Raw genomic sequence first — 19,178 nt, forward strand, 5'->3', positions numbered from 1 at the left:
CTCCCCGAACGACCTGAATTCTGACCTAAACTGTTTAAAGGCGGCGTTATGCCACCGATCGAAGGCAAATCAAAGTTTTTTTGCCAGCGCTTCCGCCTCGACATCGGAGGCAGCGCGGCTCTGCAGCCGAAGCCGGTGTTCGCGGTGCACGATGTAGAGGCCGCTGGCGACGATGATGGCCGCGCCGAGCAGCGTCCAGCGGTCGGGGAACTGCTTGAACACGATCCAGCCGGAAATGATCATCCACACCATCTGCGAATAGGGATAGGGAGCGAGCGCCGTTGTCGTCGCCAGCCGGTAGGCCTGGACCAGCAGCCAGTGGCCGACGCCGCCGAACACGCCAAGCATGAGCAGAATGAACCAGTGCCAGCCATCATGCGGCAGCGAGAACGAGAACGGCAGCAGGGGCAACAGCAGCACCGTCGGCGCGAGCGCCGAAAACAAGATGAGGCTTTCCGAGGTTTCGGTCGCCGACATGCGGCGGGTCATGATGACGTAGAAGCAGTTCGACAGCATCGAGCCGAGCGCGAAGAGATGCCCGATGCCGAAAACGCCGACACCCGGCCTGGTGATGATCAGAACACCGGTGAAGGCAGCCACGATAGCCAGCCAACGCCGCCAGCCGGCCCATTCGCCGAGCAGCGGGCCGGCAAGTGCGGTGATCACCATCGGTCCAAAGAAATAGATCGATGTCGTCTCGGCCAATTGCAGGGACCGCAGCGCCAGGACGTTGAAAATGGTGGAGCCGAACAGGAACAGTCCGCGCAGCACATGCGCCGGCAGGTTAACCGGGCGAAACCGCACCGGCTGGCGCCAGCCGCGCAGGAGAGCGCCGACCAATACGACATGCACGGCAAAGCGTACCCAGGCGACGATCAGCACCGAGACCCCGGCCAGGACGAGATATTTGCTTGAGGTGTCGAGGAAGGTGAAGAAGACATAGGTGGAAAGCATGCACAGGATCGCCACCGGCGGCGTCGCGCTTTCTAAGTGTCTTTGGGGAGCATTCACTTGCAGGCCGGGAAAAGCTGGGCTGAAGCCCTTCTTTGCGGGAATTGCCGCTTGCCGGCAAGCCAATTGTCGCCCGCTGCCGCGCCTGAGCGTGCTGGCCTAACAACAGGTGCCGCCAGGCTTAGTCCATGCCTATGTCGCTAGGCGTGCATGCGGGCGCCCTTGGTGACCTTGTCGACCACCTTCTTCTCGGCGCGCAGCGCGATGCCGACCACCTTGGCGTCTTCGGGCGCAAACTCGGCGAAGACGGCGCGATTGGCGGCGTCGAAGCCGGTCGAAAACATCTCCTCGACATAGAGCGAGGTCGTCACGCCACGCTCGAGCGTGCGCCGGTGGATCGCGGCGAGCGTCGCCTGATCCGCCGACAGCACGATGACCGGCTGGATCGACAGCGGATTGTAAAGATTGCCTGACCGGTCGCGGTAGGGTTCGCCAATGATGCCAGGGAACTGGGCGACGACGCCGCTGGTCAGGAAGGCCGTGACGTTGAGTTTCTGCCAGACCGGCAGGTCCTCCCTGAGCACGATTGCAAATTTCGTATCGAACATGAGACATTACCCATTCGAACTGTCCCCATTCGAGGCTGAAGGAGACGATGTCGCACGATCTAGGCAGCCAGGCCTTCGAGGGTCTTGGACGTTTGTGCGCCGATGCGGCGCAAAACTGCATCATTTCCGCTCCCGACCCTGCGGGCATGGAGCGGATCGAGGCGCGGTTCCACGGCAGCGCCTTTGACCTGCACCGCCATGACACCTATGCGATCGGGCTGACGCTGCAGGGCGTGCAGACCTTTCGCTATCGTGGTGCGACGCGGGTAAGCCTGCCCGGCCAGATCATCGTGCTGCATCCCGACGAATTGCATGACGGCGGCGCCGGCACCGAGGACGGGTTGCGCTACAGGATGCTCTATCTCGAACCGTCGCTGATGCTCGACTGCCTTGGCGGCGCATCGTTGCCCTTCGTCAGGGACGCCGTGGTGACGGACGATGCCTTTTGCGCAACGCTGCTTTCGGCACTGGGGCCGCTGGAGCAGGAACTCGACGAATTGTTCGTCGACGACTTCCTGGCGCAGCTGATGCAGAGGCTCTCGCGGCATGCCGGGCAGCCGGGCAAGCCGATAGCCAGGACGGCGTGGCAAGCGGCCGCGGCCGCGCGTGACTATCTCACGGAAAACCTGAACCGTCCGGTGGGTTCGAGCGAATTGGAGGCGATCACCGGGCTCGACCGCTATGCCTTGTCACGGCATTTCCGCGCCGCCTTCTCAACCAGCCCGCATCGTTTCCTGGTGATGCGCCGGCTTCAGCACGCGCGGCGGATGATCATGGCCGGCGAACCATTGGCGCAGATTGCCGTCGAGGCCGGCTTCAGCGACCAGAGCCATTTCAACAGGCAATTCAAGAAGGCGTTCGGCATGACGCCGGGACGCTGGTCTTCGCTGATCCGTGGACCGGCCGCGATGGCGGCGGCCTGATCGTCGTACCGGACGATCAGTCGTCCGACTCGGCGTCGTCGTCCATCAACACCAGCTCCTCGTTGGAGAGGTTGGCCTCGATGCGGGCAAGCAGCTTGAACAGCGCCTTCTGGTCCTTCTTGTCGAGGCCTTTCAGCGCCTGCTTCTCGGTCTTCTTCACCGACTTTTCGATGGCGCGGATGGTTTCGCGGCCGGTGTCGGTCAAGAAGATGTGCGCCTGGCGGGCATCGGCCTCGGAGGCGCGCTTTTCCAGGAAACCCTGCGCCTGCAGCCTGTTGATGGTCTTGGTGATGGTGGGCGGGCGCACGCCGAGGCGACCGGCAAGATTGCCCGGCGTCTGGCCGTCCTCGCGGTCGAGCGCCAGCATGATCTGGTCCTGGCCGGCATAGAAGCCGTGCGCCAGAAGCCGAGCCGCCAGTGCGGTCCTTGCCAGCCTTGCCGCGGAATGCAGCCGGCTCATCGTTGCAGTCTTGTCCGCCTTGGCCATGGTCATCCCTCTTCGGCCGTACCGGTGCGTGCAGCATAGACGCAGCCGGCCGGTTGGCAATCGACGATCGAAAAGATTCCGGCGCTTCAAACAGCTTTGCCGGCAAGCATTGCGGTGTCCGCCGTGGCTAATGCCAGATGTTTATTTCAGTTAGATGACAAACGAGTTTCGGCAGTTGCGGATTCACAGCCACCGAGCGGGCGCGATGTGATGGTCGGCAGACCTGGACGGACGCCCCGTTTGTCGTCACGTCGCGGAGGCAGCGAAGCTTTTCGCAGCCAGGATCGTGGGACAATCCCGGGGGGCCGCCTTGGCCCATTGGTTTGCCCCGTGCAAAAGCCCGGCACACATCCTATATGGAACCGACAATCCCTTTCGCGGCCCCAGATTTTGGCCCAGTCAGTTCGAGGCAAGCCATGAGCGACGCACAGACGCAGATCCCCGTAACCGTTCTCACCGGCTATCTCGGTGCCGGCAAGACGACGCTGCTCAACCGCATCCTGTCGGAGAGCCACGGCAAGCGTTACGCCGTCATCGTCAATGAATTCGGCGAAATCGGCATCGACAACGACCTGATCGTGGAATCCGACGAGGAAATCTACGAGATGAACAATGGCTGCGTCTGCTGCACGGTGCGCGGCGACCTGATCCGCGTCGTCGAAGGCCTGATGCGCCGCCCCGGCCGCTTCGACGCCATCGTGGTCGAGACCACCGGCCTCGCCGATCCGGTGCCGGTGGCGCAGACCTTCTTCATGGACGACGACGTGCGCTCCAAGACCAAGCTCGACGCGGTGGTAGCGCTGGTCGACGCCAAGCATCTGCCGTTGCGCCTCAAGGATTCCAAGGAAGCCGAGGACCAGATCGCCTTCGCCGACGTCGTCGTGCTCAACAAGACCGATCTGGTCACACCGGAAGAACTCGCCAAGGTCGAGGCGACGATCCGCGCCATCAATCCGGCGGCGAGGATCCATCGCACGACGCGCGCCGGTGTCGCCCTGTCCGAGGTGCTCGACCGTGGCGCCTTCGACCTCTCCAAGGCGCTGGAAAACGATCCGCACTTCCTCGAGGCGCATGACGATCACCATGACCACGATCACCACGACCATGATGGCCACGATCACCACCACGATCATCACGGGCATGATCATGAGGGGCACGATCATCATGCGCATCCTTCCGACATCCATGACGTGACGGTGCAGTCGGTGTCGCTGCGCGGTGGCGAAATGGACCCGAAGAAGTTCTTCCCCTGGATCGAGAAGATCACCCAGATGGAAGGCCCGAACATCCTGCGGTTGAAAGGCATCATCGCGCTCAAGGGCGACGATGAGCGCTACGTCATCCAGGGTGTGCACATGATCATCGAGGGCGACCACCAGCGCGCCTGGAAAGACGGCGAGAAACACGAGAGCCGGCTGGTCTTCATCGGCCGCGAACTCGACGCCGAGCGGCTGAAGAAGAGCTTTGACGCCTGCCAGGCATAAAGGATTGACCTTGATCTCGCGTACACATAATATGTGTACGCGAGATCAAGGAGGCACCCATGCCGCGGCCCGCCGACAATAAGACCGAGCGTTATCAAATCCGCATTGCGCCGGCGCAAAAGGCGATGATTGCGCGGGCGGCTGCCCTGTCGCATCAGGACGTGGCTGACTTCATCCTCAACAAGGTGGTGCCCGAAGCTCAGGCCGTGATCGAAGCGGCCGAGGTCACGAAAGTATCAGACCGCGATTTCACACGCATACTCGACCTTTTGGAGCACCCGCCCAAACCCAACGCCAAGTTGCGAGCAGCGATTGCAGCCTTGCCAGATACGCTGTGACGCTTCCGTCCTGGCACGAAGAGGCGATTGCGAAACGGCACAATCGGAATTCCTTCGATTGCGGCGATACGCACATGAATGATTTTCTGCGGCGTTTCGCACGGCAAAGTCACGAGCAGAATGCCGCGAAGACCTTCTGTGCTGTTGATGACGCGGCGCCAGAACGAATTCTAGGATTCTACACAATCGCACCCTCTGCCGTCGCTCACGAAAACGTGCCGGCAGCCATGACGAAGGGCTTGGCGCGGCACGAGGTTTCCGGCTTCAAGCTCGCCCGCCTCGCAACCGACCTTACCGCCGCAGGGAATGGGCTCGGAGGACAATTGCTTGCAGCCGCGGCGTTGCGTTGCCTGCGGCTTGCCGGCGAGGGCGGGGGCATCCTGCTCATTATCGATGCCAAGAGTGAGCGCGCTGCGAAATGGTACGCCAGCTACGGTGTCGAGCGCCTTCAAGGATCGGATTTGACCCTGGCGATGCCCCTGGCGACATTCGCAACCGATCTGCGCACCAAGGGACTGCTTTGACAATGGCCTCTTGCGTCGAGTAAGCCGCGTTGCAATCCGTCCAATTGAACAAAGATAGCCATGCCCACCGTCGCCCCGCTTGATCTCGAAGGCCACTGCCTTGCCGCCGTCTTCCTCGGCGACGTGCCGCATTTCGCGCTGGCCGATGGCGCCGTCCACCGGCTCGACAATGGCCACAAGACGCTGCGGGCCAATGACGGGCTGCTCGCGGCCTTCCACGACCCAGCCAATGACCGGCTGATCACCGGTGGTGAGGACGGCAAGGTGTTTGCCGTGAAGGCAGGTGGCGAGGCACAGGAATTGGCGACAGCCGGCAAGAAGTGGATCACCAGCGTTGCCGCGGGACCGCAGGGGGCCATTGCCTATGCGACGGGGAAAACCGCCTCCGTTCGTTTCGCCGACGGCAAGACCCGGGAATTCGTCCATCCGCGCTCGGTCGAGGGACTGGCGTTTTCGCCCAAGGGCATGCGCTTCGGTGTTGCCCGCTACAATGGCGCGACGCTGCATTTCCCGGCCGCCGAGGGCAAGCCGGTGGAACTCGAATGGGCTGGCGCCCACACCGGCGTCACCTTTTCGCCCGACGGCGCCTTCCTCGTCACCACAATGCAGGAAAACGCCTTGCACGGCTGGAAGCTGGCGGACGGCAAGCACATGCGCATGACCGGCTATCCCGGCAAGGTCAAAAGCCTGTCATGGAGCGTCAAAGGCAAATGGCTGGCGAGTTCCGGCGCGCCGGCGGCGATCGTCTGGCCGTTTTCAGGCAAGGACGGCCCGATGGGCAAGGCGCCGCTGGAGCTCGGCACGCGCGGCAACGCCATGGTGACGGCAGTCGCCTGCCACCCGAGCCAGGATGTCGTCGCCGTCGGTTATGATGACGGCATGGTGATGGCGGTGCGCTTCTCGGATGCCAAGGAAGTGCTGTTGCGGCGGCCGGGCAAGGGCGCGATCACCTCGATGATGTGGGACAAGGAAGAACGCCGCATCGCCTTCGGCAGTGCCGCCGGCGACTGCGGCGTCATCGACATCACGGCGTAGTTTCAAAATAGCGGATCACTCGGCGCCGCACGACACCTTGCCCGTCAACTCCGTCGGCTTGCCGTCCTTGTCCGTGTCGGCGGCATTGTCATAGACGGCAAGCGTGTACTGCCCGTCATAGACGCCTTCGTCGCTGGTTTTGGTCAGGATCGTCAGTTCGACTGAATTGAAGGTGCTTGCCACCTCGTACTCGCGGTAGATGTTCAGCCGCAGCTCCTTGTCGTCCAGCCAGTACTGGGTCAGGTTGGAATCCTCGAACACCGTCTTGCGCAATCCGTCGCCGGCCGGCCGCGCCTTGATTTCGAGATCGCCGCGAAAGTTGAAGGTTGGGCCGCCCATGCCTCTGGTGACGCCAGCGCCGACGTCGAATGTGACAGCCGTATCGTCGACGTTGCACCAGATGCCGCCCGAGGCGAGGGCCGCGCCGGCCGACGACAGAAACATTGCTACACAGATGATCGTCCGCATTTTTGCCTCCCCACCTCAATTCCCACACTCATATTGGCGCTGACTTCAGCGGCACGGTCAAGCGCCGCTGCCGAACGCTGCGCCAATACAGGACGGGCGCGCGGCCAATTGCCGAGGCCGACACGGATTGGCTAAGAGGAACGATCAGAGGGGTTTCAATGCACAGCAGCCACATGTCAAAGACGGCCATCGGCGGCATCAGCCGCGACCGCATCGCCAATCTGCGCGAGACCGAAGGAGAAGTTTTCCGCAAGGCACGGCCGAAATCGCAAGCGAAGGTCGGCAACGGCCTGCCCGGCTTCTTCGGCGGCGTGCCGATGCATTGGATGAACGACTGGCCAACGCCGTTTCCGATCCTGGTCGACAGCGCCAGGGGCGCCACGATCACCGATATCGACGGTAACAGGCTCGACGATTTCTGCCTTGGCGATACCGGCTCGATGTTCGGCCATTCGCCGCCAGCGGTGGCGCGCGCCATTCGCCGCCAGGCCGGGCGCGGGCTGACCTATATGCTGCCTTCGGAAGATGCGCTCGCCATCGGGCCGCTGCTGCAGCAGCGTTTCGGTCTGCCGTTCTGGCAGATCGCGACGACGGCGACCGACGCCAACCGCTTTGCGCTGCGCGTCGCCCGCGCCGTCACCGGCCGGGAAAAGATCCTGGTCTTCAACGGCTGCTATCACGGCTCGGTGGACGAGACGATGGTGCGGCTGATCGACGGAAAGCCCGTCAACCGGCCGGGACTGGCCGGCGAGTTCCGCGACCTGACCCGTACGGCCAAGGTCATCGAGTTCAACGACATTCCAGCGCTCGAGGCAGCGCTCAAGGACAAGGATGTCGCCTGCGTCATCGCGGAACCGGTGCTGACCAATTCCTGCATGGTTCTGGCCGATCCCGGCTTCCACGATGCGTTGCGGCGTCTCACCCGCGCGACTGGCACGCTGCTTCTGATCGACGAGACGCATACGATCTCGACCGGTCCGGGCGGCTACACAAGGAAATATGGACTCGATCCGGACTTGTTCGTGCTGGGCAAGCCGATCGCCGGCGGTGTGCCGGCGAGCGTGTGGGGCATGAGTGACGAGGTCGCCTCGCGCTATGCCGACTACAACAGGACCAAGGAGCCCGGCTATTCCGGCATGGGCACGACGCTCTCGGCCAATCCGCTGCAGTTCGCCACCATGCGCGCGACGCTCGAAGAGGTGATGACCGAGGACAATTACGCCCGCATGGACCATCTGGCGCGGCGGCTCGATGCCGGCCTGACCGGCGTGATCGACCGCTACAACCTGCCCTGGCATGTCGCCCGTGTCGGCGCCCGCGTCGAGTTCATCTGCGCGCCCGGCCCGCTGCGCAATGGCGCCGAGGCGGAAGGCGCGCATGCGCCGGAGCTGGAAGCCGCCATCCATGTCGCGCTGGTCAATCGCGGCGTGTTGATCGCGCCCTTCCACAACATGATGCTGATCTCGCCGGCGACCTCAGGCGCCCAGGTCAACCGGCTGATCGCCGCCTTCGGCGCGGTTGCGGCAAAGCTTGCGGCATGAGACAAGCGGCCATGGACAATGCCATCGTGACCTCACCTTCGGGCTCCTCGCCCACCGAGGCGCAAGCCTTTCTCGACGCCCATCCCGAGATCGAAGCCTTCGATATCGTGCTGACCGACGCCAATGGCGTCGGCCGCGGCAAGATCGTGCGCCGGCACGAGCTGAAAAGCATCTTCGAGGGCGGCCGCCACATGCCGATCTCGATCCTCGGCCTCGACATCACCGGCGAGGATGTGCACGAAACCGGACTGATCTGGACGACCGGTGACGGCGATCTCCGGGCATGGCCGATCCCCGGCACGCTTGTGCCGCTCCATGGCACCAACCCGCCGCGCGGCCAGGTGTTGATGGCGATGTACCATCTCGAAGGCCAGCCCATGTCTTCGGACCCACGGCTGGCACTGGCCCGGCAAGTCGACATACTGGCGGCCAAGGGGCTCTATCCGGCCGGTGCCTTCGAACTCGAATTTTTCCTGCTGGCCAACGAACGCGATGCCGACGGCAAGGTGCAGCCGGCGCGCGCGGTGCTTGACGGCCGGGTCTCGGGCAAGACGGAAGTCTATTCCGTCGACCATCTGCACGGCATGGAGCCGCTGTTCTCCGACATCTATGCGGCCGCCAAGGTGCAGGGAATTCCGGCCGAGACGGTGATTTCCGAATATGCGCCGGGCCAGTACGAATTGACGCTGAACTACCGCAAGGACGTGATGCGGGCAGCCGACGACCTCGTCATGCTAAAGCGGCTGGTGCGGGCACAGGCGCGCCGTCACGGCGTCACCGCCTGTTTCATGGCCAAGCCGATCGAGAAATATGCCGGTTCGGGCATGCATTTCCACGTGTCGCTGCAGGACAAGACGGGCCGAAACGTATTTTCGGAAGCCGGCGGCGAAAGCTGGTCGCTGCCGCTGCTGCGCGGTCTCGGCGGCCTGATCCAGACGATGGCGGAATCGATGCTGGTGTTTGCGCCGCACGCCAATTCCTGGCGGCGTTTCGTCTCGCAATCCTACGCCCCGGTGGCACCGACCTGGGGCGTCAACAACCGTTCCGTGGCGTTGCGCGTGCCGGCGGGCGACGCCAAGAACCGGCGCATCGAGCACCGGCCGTCCGGTGTCGACGCCAACCCCTACCTGATTGCCGCGACAGTGCTCGCCGGTATCATCAAGGGCCTCGACGAGGGGCTTGATCCCGGCCCCGAAACGACGGGCAATGGCTATGAGGCTGCCGTCACCCGCACGACGATGCCGGCCGACTGGCGCGCCGCCATCGAGGCCGCGAGGACATCCAGCTTCCTGAAGGGTGCGCTCGGCGAGGATTTGCACCGCACCTTCGTGGCGATCAAGCAGTCCGAATATTTGCGTGTCGCGCGCACGGTGAGCGAGCTGGATTATCATCTCTACCTGCACGAGGTCTGAGCAGGGAACTATCGCCCGCTTCGGCCATTTCAATATTGGAATGGACGAGGCAGGATGATGGCGACCACAGGCCTTCCGCGCGATGCGAAGATGCCAGCCCGACGTATTTCCGGGCCACGCGCCGAACTGATATCGGACGAGACTGATGCCAACTCGATCCCGGAACTGCGTGGGACGGCGGAAGGTTGCCGTCGCTGTCCGCTGTGGCGCAATGCGACCCAGACCGTCTTCGGTGAGGGTCCTGACAACGCCAAGGTGATTTTCGTCGGCGAACAGCCGGGTGATCAGGAGGATCTCGCCGGCAAACCCTTCGTCGGCCCGGCGGGCAGGGTGTTCGATGCTATCCTCGATGACGCGGACGTTGACCGCCAAAAAGTCTATGTCACCAACGCGGTCAAGCACTTCAAATTCGAGCCACGCGGCAAGCGTCGCATCCACTCCAAACCGAATGCCGGCGAGGTTCAGGCTTGCCGTTGGTGGCTCGACCAGGAGTTCGATCTCATCAAGCCGAACCTCGCCGTGGCGCTCGGCGCCACTGCGGCATTGTCGCTGCTGGGCAAGGCGATCCCGGTGACGAAGATGCGCGGCCAGGTGATCGAGCGCGAGGACGGCCTGCGTGTGTTCATCACCATCCACCCTTCCTTCATCCTGCGCATCCGCGAGCCTGCGGACAAGGCGGCCGAACGCGAGCGCTTCCTGCGGGATATGAAGCAGGTGAAGCGGTTGATGGCTGCTTGAGTTGTTGCCCTAACGTATAAGGATCGCCCGGAGATCATTGACATTCGTGCCCGTCGGGCCGGGCACGAAAAGGTCGCCGACGGCATTGAAAGCCGTCCAGGCGTTGTTGCCCGCCAGCATGGCCTTGGCATCCACACCCGCCGCCCGCATGCGCGAGACGGTCGAACCATCGGCGAAGGCCCCGGCATTGTCTTCCGACCCGTCGATGCCGTCCGTGTCGGCGGCCAAGGCGTGGATACCCTCAACGCCATTGGTACCGATGGCGAAGGCGAGCAGGAATTCCGAGTTGCGGCCACCCTTGCCCTTGGCGCGCAAAGTCACGGTTGTTTCGCCACCGGACAGGATCAGCACCGGCTTTTGGAATGGGCGGTTGCGCGTCGCGACCTCACGCGCAATCGCTGCATGCACGCCGCCGACCTCACGCGCTTCGCCCTCGATGGCGTCGGAGAGGATGACCGCCTCGATGCCCTGTCGACTGGCTTCCGCCGCCGCCGCTTCCAGAGAGACGCCGGCCGAGGCGATCAGATGCACCTCATTGCGCGAAAAGCGCTGGTCATCGGGATTTGGCGCATCGGCAGCCGGCGAATTGATGTGCGCCATCACCGCAGCCGGCAGCTTCATGCCATAGGCCGATATCGATGCCAGCGCATCTTCACGGCTGCCAACGTCCGGCACGGTTGGCCCGGAGGCGACAAGTGCAGGATTGTCGCCGGGAATGTCGGAGACAACCAGCGACACCACCTTGGCCGGCCATGCGGCGGCCGCCAGCCGGCCACCCTTGATGGTGGAAAGGTGCTTGCGGATGGTGTTCATCGCCGCGATCGGTGCGCCGGAAGCAAGCAGCGCCTCGTTGACGGCAATCTCGTCGGCGAGCGTCAGGCCGGCGGCCGGCGACGGCAGCAGCGCCGAGCCGCCGCCGGAAATCAGCGCCACGACCATGTCGTCCGCGGTCAGCCCTCTGACCTTCTCCAGCAATCGCCGCGAGGCTTCCAGGCCAGCGGCGTCCGGCACCGGATGCGCCGCCTCGATGATCTCGATCCGCTCGCATCTGGCACCATAGCCGTAGCGGGTGACGACCAGACCTTCGATCGGCGCGTCCCAGACCTTCTCGAATGCCGCCGCCATCTGCGCCGAGCCTTTTCCCGCGCCAATGACGATGGTGCGGCCTTTGGGTCTGGCCGGCAGATGATCCCTGATGGTGCGCTCCGGATCGGCAGCGGCCACGGCGGCGTCGAAGATCGAGATGAGGAAGGCCCTGGGGTCGAGCTCTGTCATTTGGCTTCCGGCGGCAAGGCAAGCTCTTGGCGGTCGATGCCCAGGTGGGCGCAAAGCGCATCGACGACCACGCCGTGATCCTCGCGCTCCGGCAGGCCGGACACGGCGATCACGCCAATGACGCCGGAGCCCTTGACCGTGACCGGAAAACCGCCGCCGGCCAACACATAGTCCGAGATGTCGAGGCCTTCGCCGACCTTGAAGGTGCGGTCCGGGCGTTGCTGCTCCAGCACCAGCCGATAGGTGCTCCTGAGATACCGCCTGACGACGTTGATCTTGCGCCGCGCCCAGTCCGGGTTGGAGGCGTTCGAGCCCGGCATCGCCGCATAGAACAGCGGCCGGTCGAAAGTCCTGATGTCGACGATAACAGGCATGTTCTCGGCAAGCGCGCGGTCACGGATGGCCGAACCGATCTTGAAAGCGACAGCCTCGTCGAAGGCCGGAAAAACAAGAACCTCTTCCTGTCTCTTGATCAGAGCGATGTCGTCCGCGGCGGCCATTTTCTTCCTCCGAAAATCGTCACACGTCGTTTGTACGACAAGCTCCGCCCGGTCAAGCTCCGTCGCAGCGGTCGTCTTGCCCCGCCAGCGTCGACCCCCACTCCACCGAGTTGCGGTCCTCTCCCCTCGGCGGTCGGTCTTAAACCGCGATCATGTCTGTCTTCGCTGCCCGCCCGGCGACATAGACCTCGCGCACGGCGCGGTCATCGCCCAGCGTCTGCAGGAGAAACAGTTCCTGGGCCAGGGTCTCGACCGTTTCCATCCTGAGCCGCATCGCCGGCGTGGCGCTCGCATCCAGAACGACGATGTCCGCATCGGTGCCTTCGTCCAGCGTGCCGATCCTTTCCACCGCCGACAGCGCCTCGGCATTGCCGCGCGTGATCTGCCAGAAAGACTGGAACGGGTTCAGCTTCTCGCCATTCAACGCGATCACCTTGTAGCCCTCATCCACGGTGCGCAGCATCGAATAGTTGGTGCCGCCGCCGACATCGGTGGCGGCGGCGATGCGCAGCGCTTTGTGACGGTTGCGGTAGCGCTGATAGTCGAACAAGCCGGAGCCAAGGAAGAGGTTGGAGGTCGGACAGAATACCGCAACCGAGCCGCTATTCGACAGCGCGTCCGCCTCGCGCTCCGACAGATGGATGCAGTGGCCGAACAGGCTCTTTTTCCCAAGCAGCCCGTAATGCTCGTAGACGTCGGTGTAGTCGCGCGACCAAGGGTAAAGCTGTTGCGTGAAGGCGATCTCGGCGTGGTTTTCCGACAGATGCGTCTGCATGTGCAGGTCGGGGTGCTCGCGGCAGAGCGCTCCTGCCATCTCCATCTGCTCCGGCGACGAGGTGATGGCGAAGCGCGGGGTGATGGCGTAAAGCTGGCGCCCCTTGCCGTGCCATTCCTTTATCAGCGCCTTGGTGTCGTCATAGCCGGATTGCGGCGTGTCGAGCACACCTTCGGGCGCATTGCGGTCCATCATCACCTTGCCGGCGATGTTAAGCATGTTGCGATCGTGCGATTCGGCGAAGAAGGCCTCCGCCGAGGCCTTGTGCACCGAGCAGTAGGCGACCACCGTCGTGGTGCCGTGACGCACCATCTCGTCGAGGAACAGCCGCGCTATGCGGCGTCCATGCTGCGCGTTGGCGAATTTTTTCTCCTCCGGGAAGGTGTAGGTGTTCAGCCAGTCGAGCAGTTCGGCGCCATAGGAAGCAATGACCTGCATCTGCGGAAAATGCGCATGCGCATCGATGAAGCCGGGCAGCAACAGATGCGGCCGGTGGTCGATTTTTTTCACCGCCTCGCCAGCCTGCTTTTCGACGTCGGCATAGGCACCGGCGGCGACGATCCTGCCATCGCCGATCAGCAGGCCGCCATCTTCCTCGTAGCGCCAGGCCGAATGGTCGTCGATGGTTTGCGGCCAGCGCTCGAAGGACAGCGTGCGGCCGCGCAGAAGTATCGAGGTCATGCCTATTTCCCTGCGCCTTCGAACCAGGCCACCAGCAGCGCCCGCTCCTTGTCTGATATCTGCGAGACATTGGCAGGCGGCATGGCGTGGCTGCGTCCGGCCTGCAGATAAATCTCGCGGGCATGCTCGGCGATACCTGCGTCGGTGTCGAGCATCACGCCCTTGGGTGCATGATAGATGCCCTCATAGACCGGCTCCGCCGCATGGCACATCGAGCAGCGGCCGAGCACGGTGTCGCGCACGGCCGGGAAATGCGCGGAGGCGATATAGAGTTCCGCCGATGCGGATGGCTTGGGTTCGCCGGTCAGCACCCTCGGCACGGTCGACAGCCAGATGATGATGATGAACAGGACAAGGGCGCCCAGCCAGGTCCAATGCGGGTTGCCCTTGCGCGCATGGACGCTGTTGAAATAGTGCCGGATCAGCACGCCGATGATGAACACCAGCGAGGCGATGACCCAGTTGAACTCGGTCCCGAACGCCAGCGGATAATGGTTCGACAGCATCAGGAACAGCACCGGCAACGTCAGATAGTTGTTGTGAAGCGAGCGCTGCTTGGCGATCTTGCCGTATTTCGGATCGGGCTTGCGGCCGGCGATGAGGTCGGCAACGACGATCTTCTGGTTGGGGATGATGATGATGAAGACATTGGCCGACATGATCGTGGCGGTGATGGCGCCCAGATGCAGGAAGGCGGCGCGGCCGGTGAACAAATGGGTCAGCCCCCAGGCGATTAACACCAGCACGCAGTAGAGCACCAGCATCAGGCCGGTATCGCTTTTGCCCAGCGGCGAGCGGCACAGGAGATCATAAACCACCCAGCCGACGCCGATTGTCGCCATGGACAGCAAGATGCCCACGGGTACCGACATCGGCAGCACGTTGGGATCGATCAGGAACAGATCGGCTCCGGCATAATAGACCACGCACAGCATGGCGAAGCCTGACAGCCAGGTGGCGTAGGATTCCCATTTGAACCAGGTCAGGTGTTCGGGCATCTCGGTCGGCGCCACCAGATATTTCTGGATGTGGTAGAAGCCGCCGCCGTGCACCTGCCATTCCTCGCCGAAGGCGCCGACAGGCATGCCGGGACGCTGGCGCAAGCCGAGATCGAGCGCGACGAAATAGAAAGACGAGCCGATCCAGGCGATGCCGGTGATGACATGCAGCCAGCGCACGGCGAAGCTCAGCCAGTCCCAGAAAATCGCGAAATCCATCATTGATGTCGTCCCTGCCGATCACGCGACTTTACGGTGTCGCGCGCAAACGAAAAGAGGCGAGGTGTACGATGACTTTCAAAAAAAAATGGAAAATACTACAGCGCCGCGCGTCCTCTTGGACGCGCAAAGGACGCTGTAGCGCTTTGATCTGGCGCATGATCCTTTCCGAAAATCGATTCCGATTTTTCGGGGTCATGCGCTAGGCTAATCGCTGCAAACCGGCGAAGGTGCTCCGCATGGCCTATCTCGACAACATCGCCGTTTTCGTCCGCGTCGTCGAACTCGGCAATCTGTCGGCGGCAGGCCGCGACATGCGCATTTCGCCGGCGGTCGCCTCCAACCGCATCAAGGAGTTGGAGAAGCATCTTGGTGTGCGGCTGTTCAACCGCACCACGCGGCAATTGATGCCGACCGAGCACGGCACGGTTTTTTATGCGGGCGCCAAGCAGGTGCTGGAAGCGATCACCGAAGCGGAGGCCGCCGTCTCGGCGCTGTCCGGCCAGCCGCGCGGCACCATCCGCGTAACCGCACCGCTCGGCCTCGGCCGCCGGCTGGTGGCCTCGGGCATCCCCGATTTCCACGACAAATACCCTGACATCGAGGTGCGGCTGAGGCTCTCGGACCACAATGTCGATATCATGAAGGAAGGCATCGACGTCGCTTTCCGGCTCGGCATCATCGAGGATTCCAGCCTCAGGATGCGCGGCATCATGGAATGCGAACGCGTGCTGGTGGCGGCGCCGAAATATCTGGAGGCGCGCGGCGAACCGGTGGAGCCGCAGGAACTGATCGGCCGCAAGCACGATTGCCTGATGCTGCGCTATTCCGGTGCGCGCGAATATGTGTGGACACTGCAGACACCCACCGGGCCGCAGAAATTCGAAGTGCATGGCCCCTACGACACGGATGACGGCGATGTGCTGACCGGCTGGGCGCTGTCCGGGCGCGGCATCATCAACAAGCCGCGCTTCGAGGTCGAACCCTTCATCCGCGACCGGCGGCTCAAGGTGATCCTGAACAGCACCCCACCGACGCCGGTGCAGTTCGCCGCCGTCTATCCACACAAGAAGCTGCAGGACCCCAAGGTGCGCCTGCTGCTCGACTTCATGGCCGAGCGCTGCCAGCGGCTGATCAACGATATACTGGCGGGCAAATAGGGACTGGCTGGAAAGTGAACGGCTCCTGGCCCAGTCGAAGGGGTTGCCTTGCGCGAAGGCGAACTTAGGTTCGCATGCACCGCCTGATGGTCGATGGCTGCGCGACGAGCAAATCACAATGCATCTTACCGTTTCGCTCAACATTTCTTCCATGGCCGGCCAGACCAGCGCGCTCACTTTCAGGGATGTGGCCGGCTTTGTCCGGCAGGCGGAAGCGGCCGGGCTGGACATGATTATCCTTGAAGACTCCGCGCCAGATGCCCCCGCGTCCAGCAGCCCTTTCGAAGCGACCACCTTGCTGGCCGCATTGGCGACCGTGACAACCAGGATTGGCCTCGTCGCCGCGGCCTCGACCGTCGCCCACCAGCCCTACAATCTGGCGCGCCGTTTCGCCTCGCTCGACAGCATCAGCCATGGCCGCGCCGGCTGGCACGCGACGATGGCGCAGGCGCCACGCGAGGCGGCCAATTTCAGCCGGCCGGATGGATATTCCAGCGATGATTTCCGCCGCCGCACCGAGGAATATATCGGGATCGTACAAGGCTTGTGGCAGGGCTGGGACGCGGATGCGCTGCTGTTCGACAAGGGCGGCGGCCGCTTCCATGACCCGGCAAAGATGCACCTGCTCGACCACAAGGGCCAATTTTTCTCCGTGCGCGGCCCGCTCAACGTCGCGCGCTCGCCGCAGGATCAGCCGGTGCTGGTGCTGTCGGGTCTGTTGGAACCCGATTTCGATATTGCAGCTCGCACCGCCGATGTCGTCCTGCTGGACGACGAGCCGGACGAAGGCGCGAAAGCGCGCCATGACGATCTGAAGCGGCGCGTGGCCGTCTGCGGACGCGAACCCGGCTCGGTCAAGGTGCTGCTGAATGTCGGCGTCGATACCGATGTCGATCGTCTCGATACATCGTTCCGCTCGCAAGACTGCGATGGGTTCAACATCACGATGCCGCCCCCGGCACTGGACGATTTCGTCGGCCGCGTGTTGCCGGAGCTGCGGCGGCGCGGCCTTTTGCGGGACGGTTATCGGGGCACGACGTTGCGCTCGCATCTTAGCCTTGCCGGCGGAGGTGACCAATGACCCCGCAGATCAAGCTCGGCGCCTTCCTGTGGGCGACGGGCCACCACATCGCCGCCTGGCGCCACCCCAAGGCGCATGTGACCGCCGGCATCGACATCGATCACTACATCCAGCTGGCGCGCACGGCGGAAGCGGCGAAGTTCGACATGATCTTCTGCGAAGACGCCGCCGGCCTGCGCGAGGCCAATGTCGGCATTGCCAGCCAGACGTCGCGCTCGATCGGCTTCGAGCCGATCAGCCTGCTTTCGGCGCTCGCCGTGCAGACCAGCCGTATCGGCCTCGTCTCCACCGCCTCGACGAGCTACAACGAGCCCTACGGGCTGGCGCGGACCTTCCTGTCGCTCGACCATTTGAGCGGCGGCCGGGCCGGCTGGAACCTGGTGACATCGGCCAGCCCGATCGAGGCTGCCAATTTCGGCTCGACCGGCCTCAAGCCGCATGCCGACCGCTATGAGCGGGCGCGCGAATTCGCCGAGGTGGTCACTCGCCTTTGGCACGGCAAGGTTCCCGGCCATGACGGTCAGAGCTTTTCGGTTCGCGACCCGCTCGATCTGCCGCGTTCGCCGCAGGGCGCGCCGGTCATGGTCCAGGCCGGCGCCTCGGATGTCGGCCGCGATCTGGCCGCCCGCACAGCCGACGTGGTGTTCACGGCAGCGCAGACCTTCGAGGAGGCGAAGGCCTTCTACGACGACCTCAAGGGGCGCATGGCAACCTATGGACGCGACGCGGACGACATCAAGATCATGCCCGGCGTTGCGCCCGTGGTGGCGGAAACGGAAGCCGAGGCCCAGGAAAAATTCGAGGAATTGCAGGCGCTGATCCCCGACGACGTCGGCGTGGCGCTGCTGTCCAGCTATCTCAGCATCTCCGATCTGCGGCGCTATCCGATCGACGGACCGCTGCCCGAATTGCCGGAAAGCGAAGGGATGAAGAGCCGGCAGGCGCTGGTCGTCGAACAATCGCGCCGCGACGGCCTCTCCATCCGCCAGCTTGCCCGGCATTTCGCCGGCGCGCGCGGCCATTGGCGCATCGTCGGCACGGCGGCTAAGGTCGCCGACGAATTGCAGGCACGGTTCGAAGGCGGTGCGGCCGACGGCTTCAACGTCATGCCGTCTTATTTCCCCGGCGAACTCGATGCCTTTTGCGAACTCGTGGTGCCGGAGCTGCAGCGGCGTGGGCTGTTTCGCAGGGATTATGAAGGCCGAACGCTGCGCGACCATCTGGGCTTGAAGCGGCCAGCCTAGGCGCGGCAAAGCTCAGCTGACCATTACCTTGCCATGCGGCACGGGATTGTCGGCATTTGACGCGGCGGCGTGAGCAACCAGCGCCGTCATGATCTCAGCCGCCGCCAGCGCCGCAATAACTTGCGGCCGCTTGTCCTTGACGGCATCACCGCCGATCGGCGAGACGAGGCGAGCAAACTCCGCTTCCGTGCCATCAGCCGATTTCAGGAACCAGTTCCTGAAGGTCGCTTTCTTGGTCTTCGAGCCGATCATGCCGACATAGGCGGTGTCACCGCGCCTCAGCGCTTCGGCGACGATCAGGAAGTCCAGTGCATGGTCATGGGTGAGGATGGCGAAAGCCGTGCCGGCGGGTGCGTTGCGCACCTCGGCCTCCGGCATCGGCGTCAGCCGCGTCTCGACGGTTTCGGGCATGCATTCCAGCGCTTCGGCCCGCGTTTCGATGATGACGCCGTGGACGGGAAGAAGCGCTATCGTCGACGCCAGCGCCTGGCCGACATGGCCGCCGCCGAAGATATAGACATGCGGCAAGTGCGCCTCTTCGGCTTGCGCGGCCGCAATCAGATCGGCGGCAAGCGCGGCATCGACCAGCCGGATCAGAACCTCAACGCGCCCGCCGCAGCATTGGCCGATTTCGGGCCCCAGCGGGACGTCGAGGGTAGCGCGGACTTCGTCGGCCTCGATGCGGGCTTCTTCACCCTCCCCCTTGTGGGGAGGGTCGGACGACGCAGTCGTCCGG

General features: G+C 63.6%; 20 protein-coding genes. 11 read left to right on the forward strand and 9 right to left on the reverse strand.

The window, feature by feature from the left end; genetic code table 11:
* Nucleotides 1-69 precede the first annotated feature (69 nt).
* Nucleotides 70-954 carry a DMT family transporter gene (locus tag LB577_RS18770; protein WP_224687824.1) on the reverse strand — a complete coding sequence of 295 codons (885 nt, stop codon included), beginning with the start codon at nt 952-954 and terminating at the stop codon, nt 70-72.
* Nucleotides 955-1,151: 197 nt separating this feature from the next.
* Nucleotides 1,152-1,559: a DUF2000 family protein gene (locus LB577_RS18775; RefSeq protein WP_224687825.1), complete on the reverse strand. Its 408-nt coding sequence runs from the start codon at nt 1,557-1,559 to the stop codon at nt 1,152-1,154.
* Nucleotides 1,560-1,606: 47 nt separating this feature from the next.
* Here LB577_RS18775 and LB577_RS18780 point away from each other — a divergent pair, with 47 nt between their 5' ends.
* Entirely contained in the window at nt 1,607-2,482 is an 876-nt protein-coding gene (locus tag LB577_RS18780) for an AraC family transcriptional regulator (RefSeq protein ID WP_224687826.1), read from the forward strand.
* A 16-nt stretch (nt 2,483-2,498) separates the two neighbouring features.
* On the opposite strand, the gene LB577_RS18785 is transcribed toward LB577_RS18780, so the two are convergent.
* Nucleotides 2,499-2,969, reverse strand: coding sequence for a MarR family winged helix-turn-helix transcriptional regulator (locus tag LB577_RS18785; RefSeq protein WP_013891578.1), 471 nt, complete (start codon nt 2,967-2,969; stop codon nt 2,499-2,501).
* Nucleotides 2,970-3,385: 416 nt separating this feature from the next.
* On the opposite strand from LB577_RS18785, the gene LB577_RS18790 reads away from it, so the two are divergent.
* The 4 genes from LB577_RS18790 to LB577_RS18805 are packed head-to-tail and all read left to right on the forward strand — an operon-like array spanning nt 3,386 to nt 6,350.
* Nucleotides 3,386-4,453, forward strand: coding sequence for a CobW family GTP-binding protein (locus tag LB577_RS18790; RefSeq protein ID WP_224687827.1), 1,068 nt, complete (start codon nt 3,386-3,388; stop codon nt 4,451-4,453).
* Between the two features lie 59 nt (nt 4,454-4,512).
* Entirely contained in the window at nt 4,513-4,791 is a 279-nt protein-coding gene (locus LB577_RS18795; protein WP_023765563.1) for a DUF1778 domain-containing protein, read from the forward strand.
* A complete protein-coding gene (locus tag LB577_RS18800) occupies nt 4,788-5,315 on the forward strand; it encodes a GNAT family N-acetyltransferase (RefSeq protein ID WP_224687828.1) in 528 nt (175 codons plus the stop codon). The genes LB577_RS18795 and LB577_RS18800 overlap by 4 nt, the downstream gene beginning before the upstream one ends.
* A gap of 60 nt (nt 5,316-5,375) precedes the next feature.
* Nucleotides 5,376-6,350, forward strand: a complete 975-nt coding sequence (locus tag LB577_RS18805) for a WD40 repeat domain-containing protein (protein ID WP_224687829.1) — start codon at nt 5,376-5,378, stop codon at nt 6,348-6,350.
* A 15-nt stretch (nt 6,351-6,365) separates the two neighbouring features.
* Here LB577_RS18805 and LB577_RS18810 read toward each other — a convergent pair whose 3' ends face one another.
* Nucleotides 6,366-6,818 carry a hypothetical protein gene (locus LB577_RS18810; RefSeq protein ID WP_224687830.1) on the reverse strand — a complete coding sequence of 151 codons (453 nt, stop codon included), beginning with the start codon at nt 6,816-6,818 and terminating at the stop codon, nt 6,366-6,368.
* Nucleotides 6,819-6,976: 158 nt separating this feature from the next.
* Between LB577_RS18810 and LB577_RS18815 the strand changes: the two genes are divergently transcribed.
* Genes LB577_RS18815 through LB577_RS18825 form a run of 3 tightly spaced genes read left to right on the forward strand, consistent with a single transcriptional unit; the run spans nt 6,977 to nt 10,509 of the window.
* Nucleotides 6,977-8,359, forward strand: a complete 1,383-nt coding sequence (locus LB577_RS18815; protein WP_224687831.1) for an aspartate aminotransferase family protein — start codon at nt 6,977-6,979, stop codon at nt 8,357-8,359.
* 11 nt (nt 8,360-8,370) lie between these two features.
* On the forward strand, nt 8,371-9,771 hold the full coding sequence (locus tag LB577_RS18820) for a glutamine synthetase family protein (RefSeq protein WP_224687832.1): 1,401 nt from the start codon (nt 8,371-8,373) through the stop codon (nt 9,769-9,771).
* Nucleotides 9,772-9,828: 57 nt separating this feature from the next.
* Entirely contained in the window at nt 9,829-10,509 is a 681-nt protein-coding gene (locus tag LB577_RS18825) for a UdgX family uracil-DNA binding protein (protein ID WP_224687833.1), read from the forward strand.
* Between the two features lie 9 nt (nt 10,510-10,518).
* Here the strand turns inward: LB577_RS18825 and LB577_RS18830 are convergent, their stop codons facing one another.
* The 4 genes from LB577_RS18830 to LB577_RS18845 all read right to left on the reverse strand — a co-directional run bounded on the left by LB577_RS18830 (nt 10,519) and on the right by LB577_RS18845 (nt 14,960).
* On the reverse strand, nt 10,519-11,784 hold the full coding sequence (locus tag LB577_RS18830) for a glycerate kinase (RefSeq protein ID WP_224687834.1): 1,266 nt from the start codon (nt 11,782-11,784) through the stop codon (nt 10,519-10,521).
* On the reverse strand, nt 11,781-12,284 hold the full coding sequence (locus tag LB577_RS18835) for a heme-degrading domain-containing protein (protein ID WP_023775919.1): 504 nt from the start codon (nt 12,282-12,284) through the stop codon (nt 11,781-11,783). The genes LB577_RS18830 and LB577_RS18835 overlap by 4 nt, the downstream gene beginning before the upstream one ends.
* Nucleotides 12,285-12,423: 139 nt before the next feature.
* Entirely contained in the window at nt 12,424-13,740 is a 1,317-nt protein-coding gene (gene guaD / locus LB577_RS18840; protein ID WP_224687835.1) for a guanine deaminase, read from the reverse strand.
* A gap of 2 nt (nt 13,741-13,742) precedes the next feature.
* The gene (locus LB577_RS18845) at nt 13,743-14,960 is read right to left on the reverse strand and encodes a urate hydroxylase PuuD (protein ID WP_224687836.1); all 1,218 of its coding nucleotides are present in this window, start codon (nt 14,958-14,960) and stop codon (nt 13,743-13,745) included.
* A 236-nt stretch (nt 14,961-15,196) separates the two neighbouring features.
* Here LB577_RS18845 and LB577_RS18850 point away from each other — a divergent pair, with 236 nt between their 5' ends.
* From LB577_RS18850 to LB577_RS18860, 3 genes are all read left to right on the forward strand, one after another.
* The gene (locus LB577_RS18850; RefSeq protein ID WP_023775922.1) at nt 15,197-16,117 is read left to right on the forward strand and encodes a LysR family transcriptional regulator; all 921 of its coding nucleotides are present in this window, start codon (nt 15,197-15,199) and stop codon (nt 16,115-16,117) included.
* A 118-nt stretch (nt 16,118-16,235) separates the two neighbouring features.
* On the forward strand, nt 16,236-17,198 hold the full coding sequence (locus LB577_RS18855; protein WP_224687837.1) for an LLM class flavin-dependent oxidoreductase: 963 nt from the start codon (nt 16,236-16,238) through the stop codon (nt 17,196-17,198).
* Complete coding sequence (locus LB577_RS18860) at nt 17,195-18,442, forward strand: LLM class flavin-dependent oxidoreductase (protein WP_224687838.1); 1,248 nt, start codon at nt 17,195-17,197, stop codon at nt 18,440-18,442. The genes LB577_RS18855 and LB577_RS18860 overlap by 4 nt, the downstream gene beginning before the upstream one ends.
* A gap of 12 nt (nt 18,443-18,454) precedes the next feature.
* Here the strand turns inward: LB577_RS18860 and xdhC are convergent.
* Nucleotides 18,455-19,178 (reverse strand): xanthine dehydrogenase accessory protein XdhC (gene xdhC, locus LB577_RS18865; protein WP_224687839.1); only part of this gene is annotated, 724 nt, incomplete at its 5' end.

This window comes from Mesorhizobium sp. B283B1A (genome assembly GCF_020165735.1).
Taxonomy (GTDB): Bacteria; Pseudomonadota; Alphaproteobacteria; order Rhizobiales; family Rhizobiaceae; genus Mesorhizobium; species Mesorhizobium opportunistum.

Coding starts and splice junctions, on each gene's coding strand:
- LB577_RS18770 (WP_224687824.1), bottom strand. CDS start 954: ATGCTTTCCACCTATGTCTTCTTCACCTTCCTCGACACCTCAAGCAAA.
- LB577_RS18775 (WP_224687825.1), bottom strand. CDS start 1,559: ATGTTCGATACGAAATTTGCAATCGTGCTCAGGGAGGACCTGCCGGTC.
- LB577_RS18780 (WP_224687826.1), top strand. CDS start 1,607: ATGTCGCACGATCTAGGCAGCCAGGCCTTCGAGGGTCTTGGACGTTTG.
- LB577_RS18785 (WP_013891578.1), bottom strand. CDS start 2,969: ATGGCCAAGGCGGACAAGACTGCAACGATGAGCCGGCTGCATTCCGCG.
- LB577_RS18790 (WP_224687827.1), top strand. CDS start 3,386: ATGAGCGACGCACAGACGCAGATCCCCGTAACCGTTCTCACCGGCTAT.
- LB577_RS18795 (WP_023765563.1), top strand. CDS start 4,513: ATGCCGCGGCCCGCCGACAATAAGACCGAGCGTTATCAAATCCGCATT.
- LB577_RS18805 (WP_224687829.1), top strand. CDS start 5,376: ATGCCCACCGTCGCCCCGCTTGATCTCGAAGGCCACTGCCTTGCCGCC.
- LB577_RS18810 (WP_224687830.1), bottom strand. CDS start 6,818: ATGCGGACGATCATCTGTGTAGCAATGTTTCTGTCGTCGGCCGGCGCG.
- LB577_RS18815 (WP_224687831.1), top strand. CDS start 6,977: ATGCACAGCAGCCACATGTCAAAGACGGCCATCGGCGGCATCAGCCGC.
- LB577_RS18820 (WP_224687832.1), top strand. CDS start 8,371: ATGGACAATGCCATCGTGACCTCACCTTCGGGCTCCTCGCCCACCGAG.
- LB577_RS18825 (WP_224687833.1), top strand. CDS start 9,829: ATGGCGACCACAGGCCTTCCGCGCGATGCGAAGATGCCAGCCCGACGT.
- LB577_RS18830 (WP_224687834.1), bottom strand. CDS start 11,784: ATGACAGAGCTCGACCCCAGGGCCTTCCTCATCTCGATCTTCGACGCC.
- LB577_RS18835 (WP_023775919.1), bottom strand. CDS start 12,284: ATGGCCGCCGCGGACGACATCGCTCTGATCAAGAGACAGGAAGAGGTT.
- guaD (WP_224687835.1), bottom strand. CDS start 13,740: ATGACCTCGATACTTCTGCGCGGCCGCACGCTGTCCTTCGAGCGCTGG.
- LB577_RS18845 (WP_224687836.1), bottom strand. CDS start 14,960: ATGATGGATTTCGCGATTTTCTGGGACTGGCTGAGCTTCGCCGTGCGC.
- LB577_RS18850 (WP_023775922.1), top strand. CDS start 15,197: ATGGCCTATCTCGACAACATCGCCGTTTTCGTCCGCGTCGTCGAACTC.
- LB577_RS18855 (WP_224687837.1), top strand. CDS start 16,236: ATGCATCTTACCGTTTCGCTCAACATTTCTTCCATGGCCGGCCAGACC.
- LB577_RS18860 (WP_224687838.1), top strand. CDS start 17,195: ATGACCCCGCAGATCAAGCTCGGCGCCTTCCTGTGGGCGACGGGCCAC.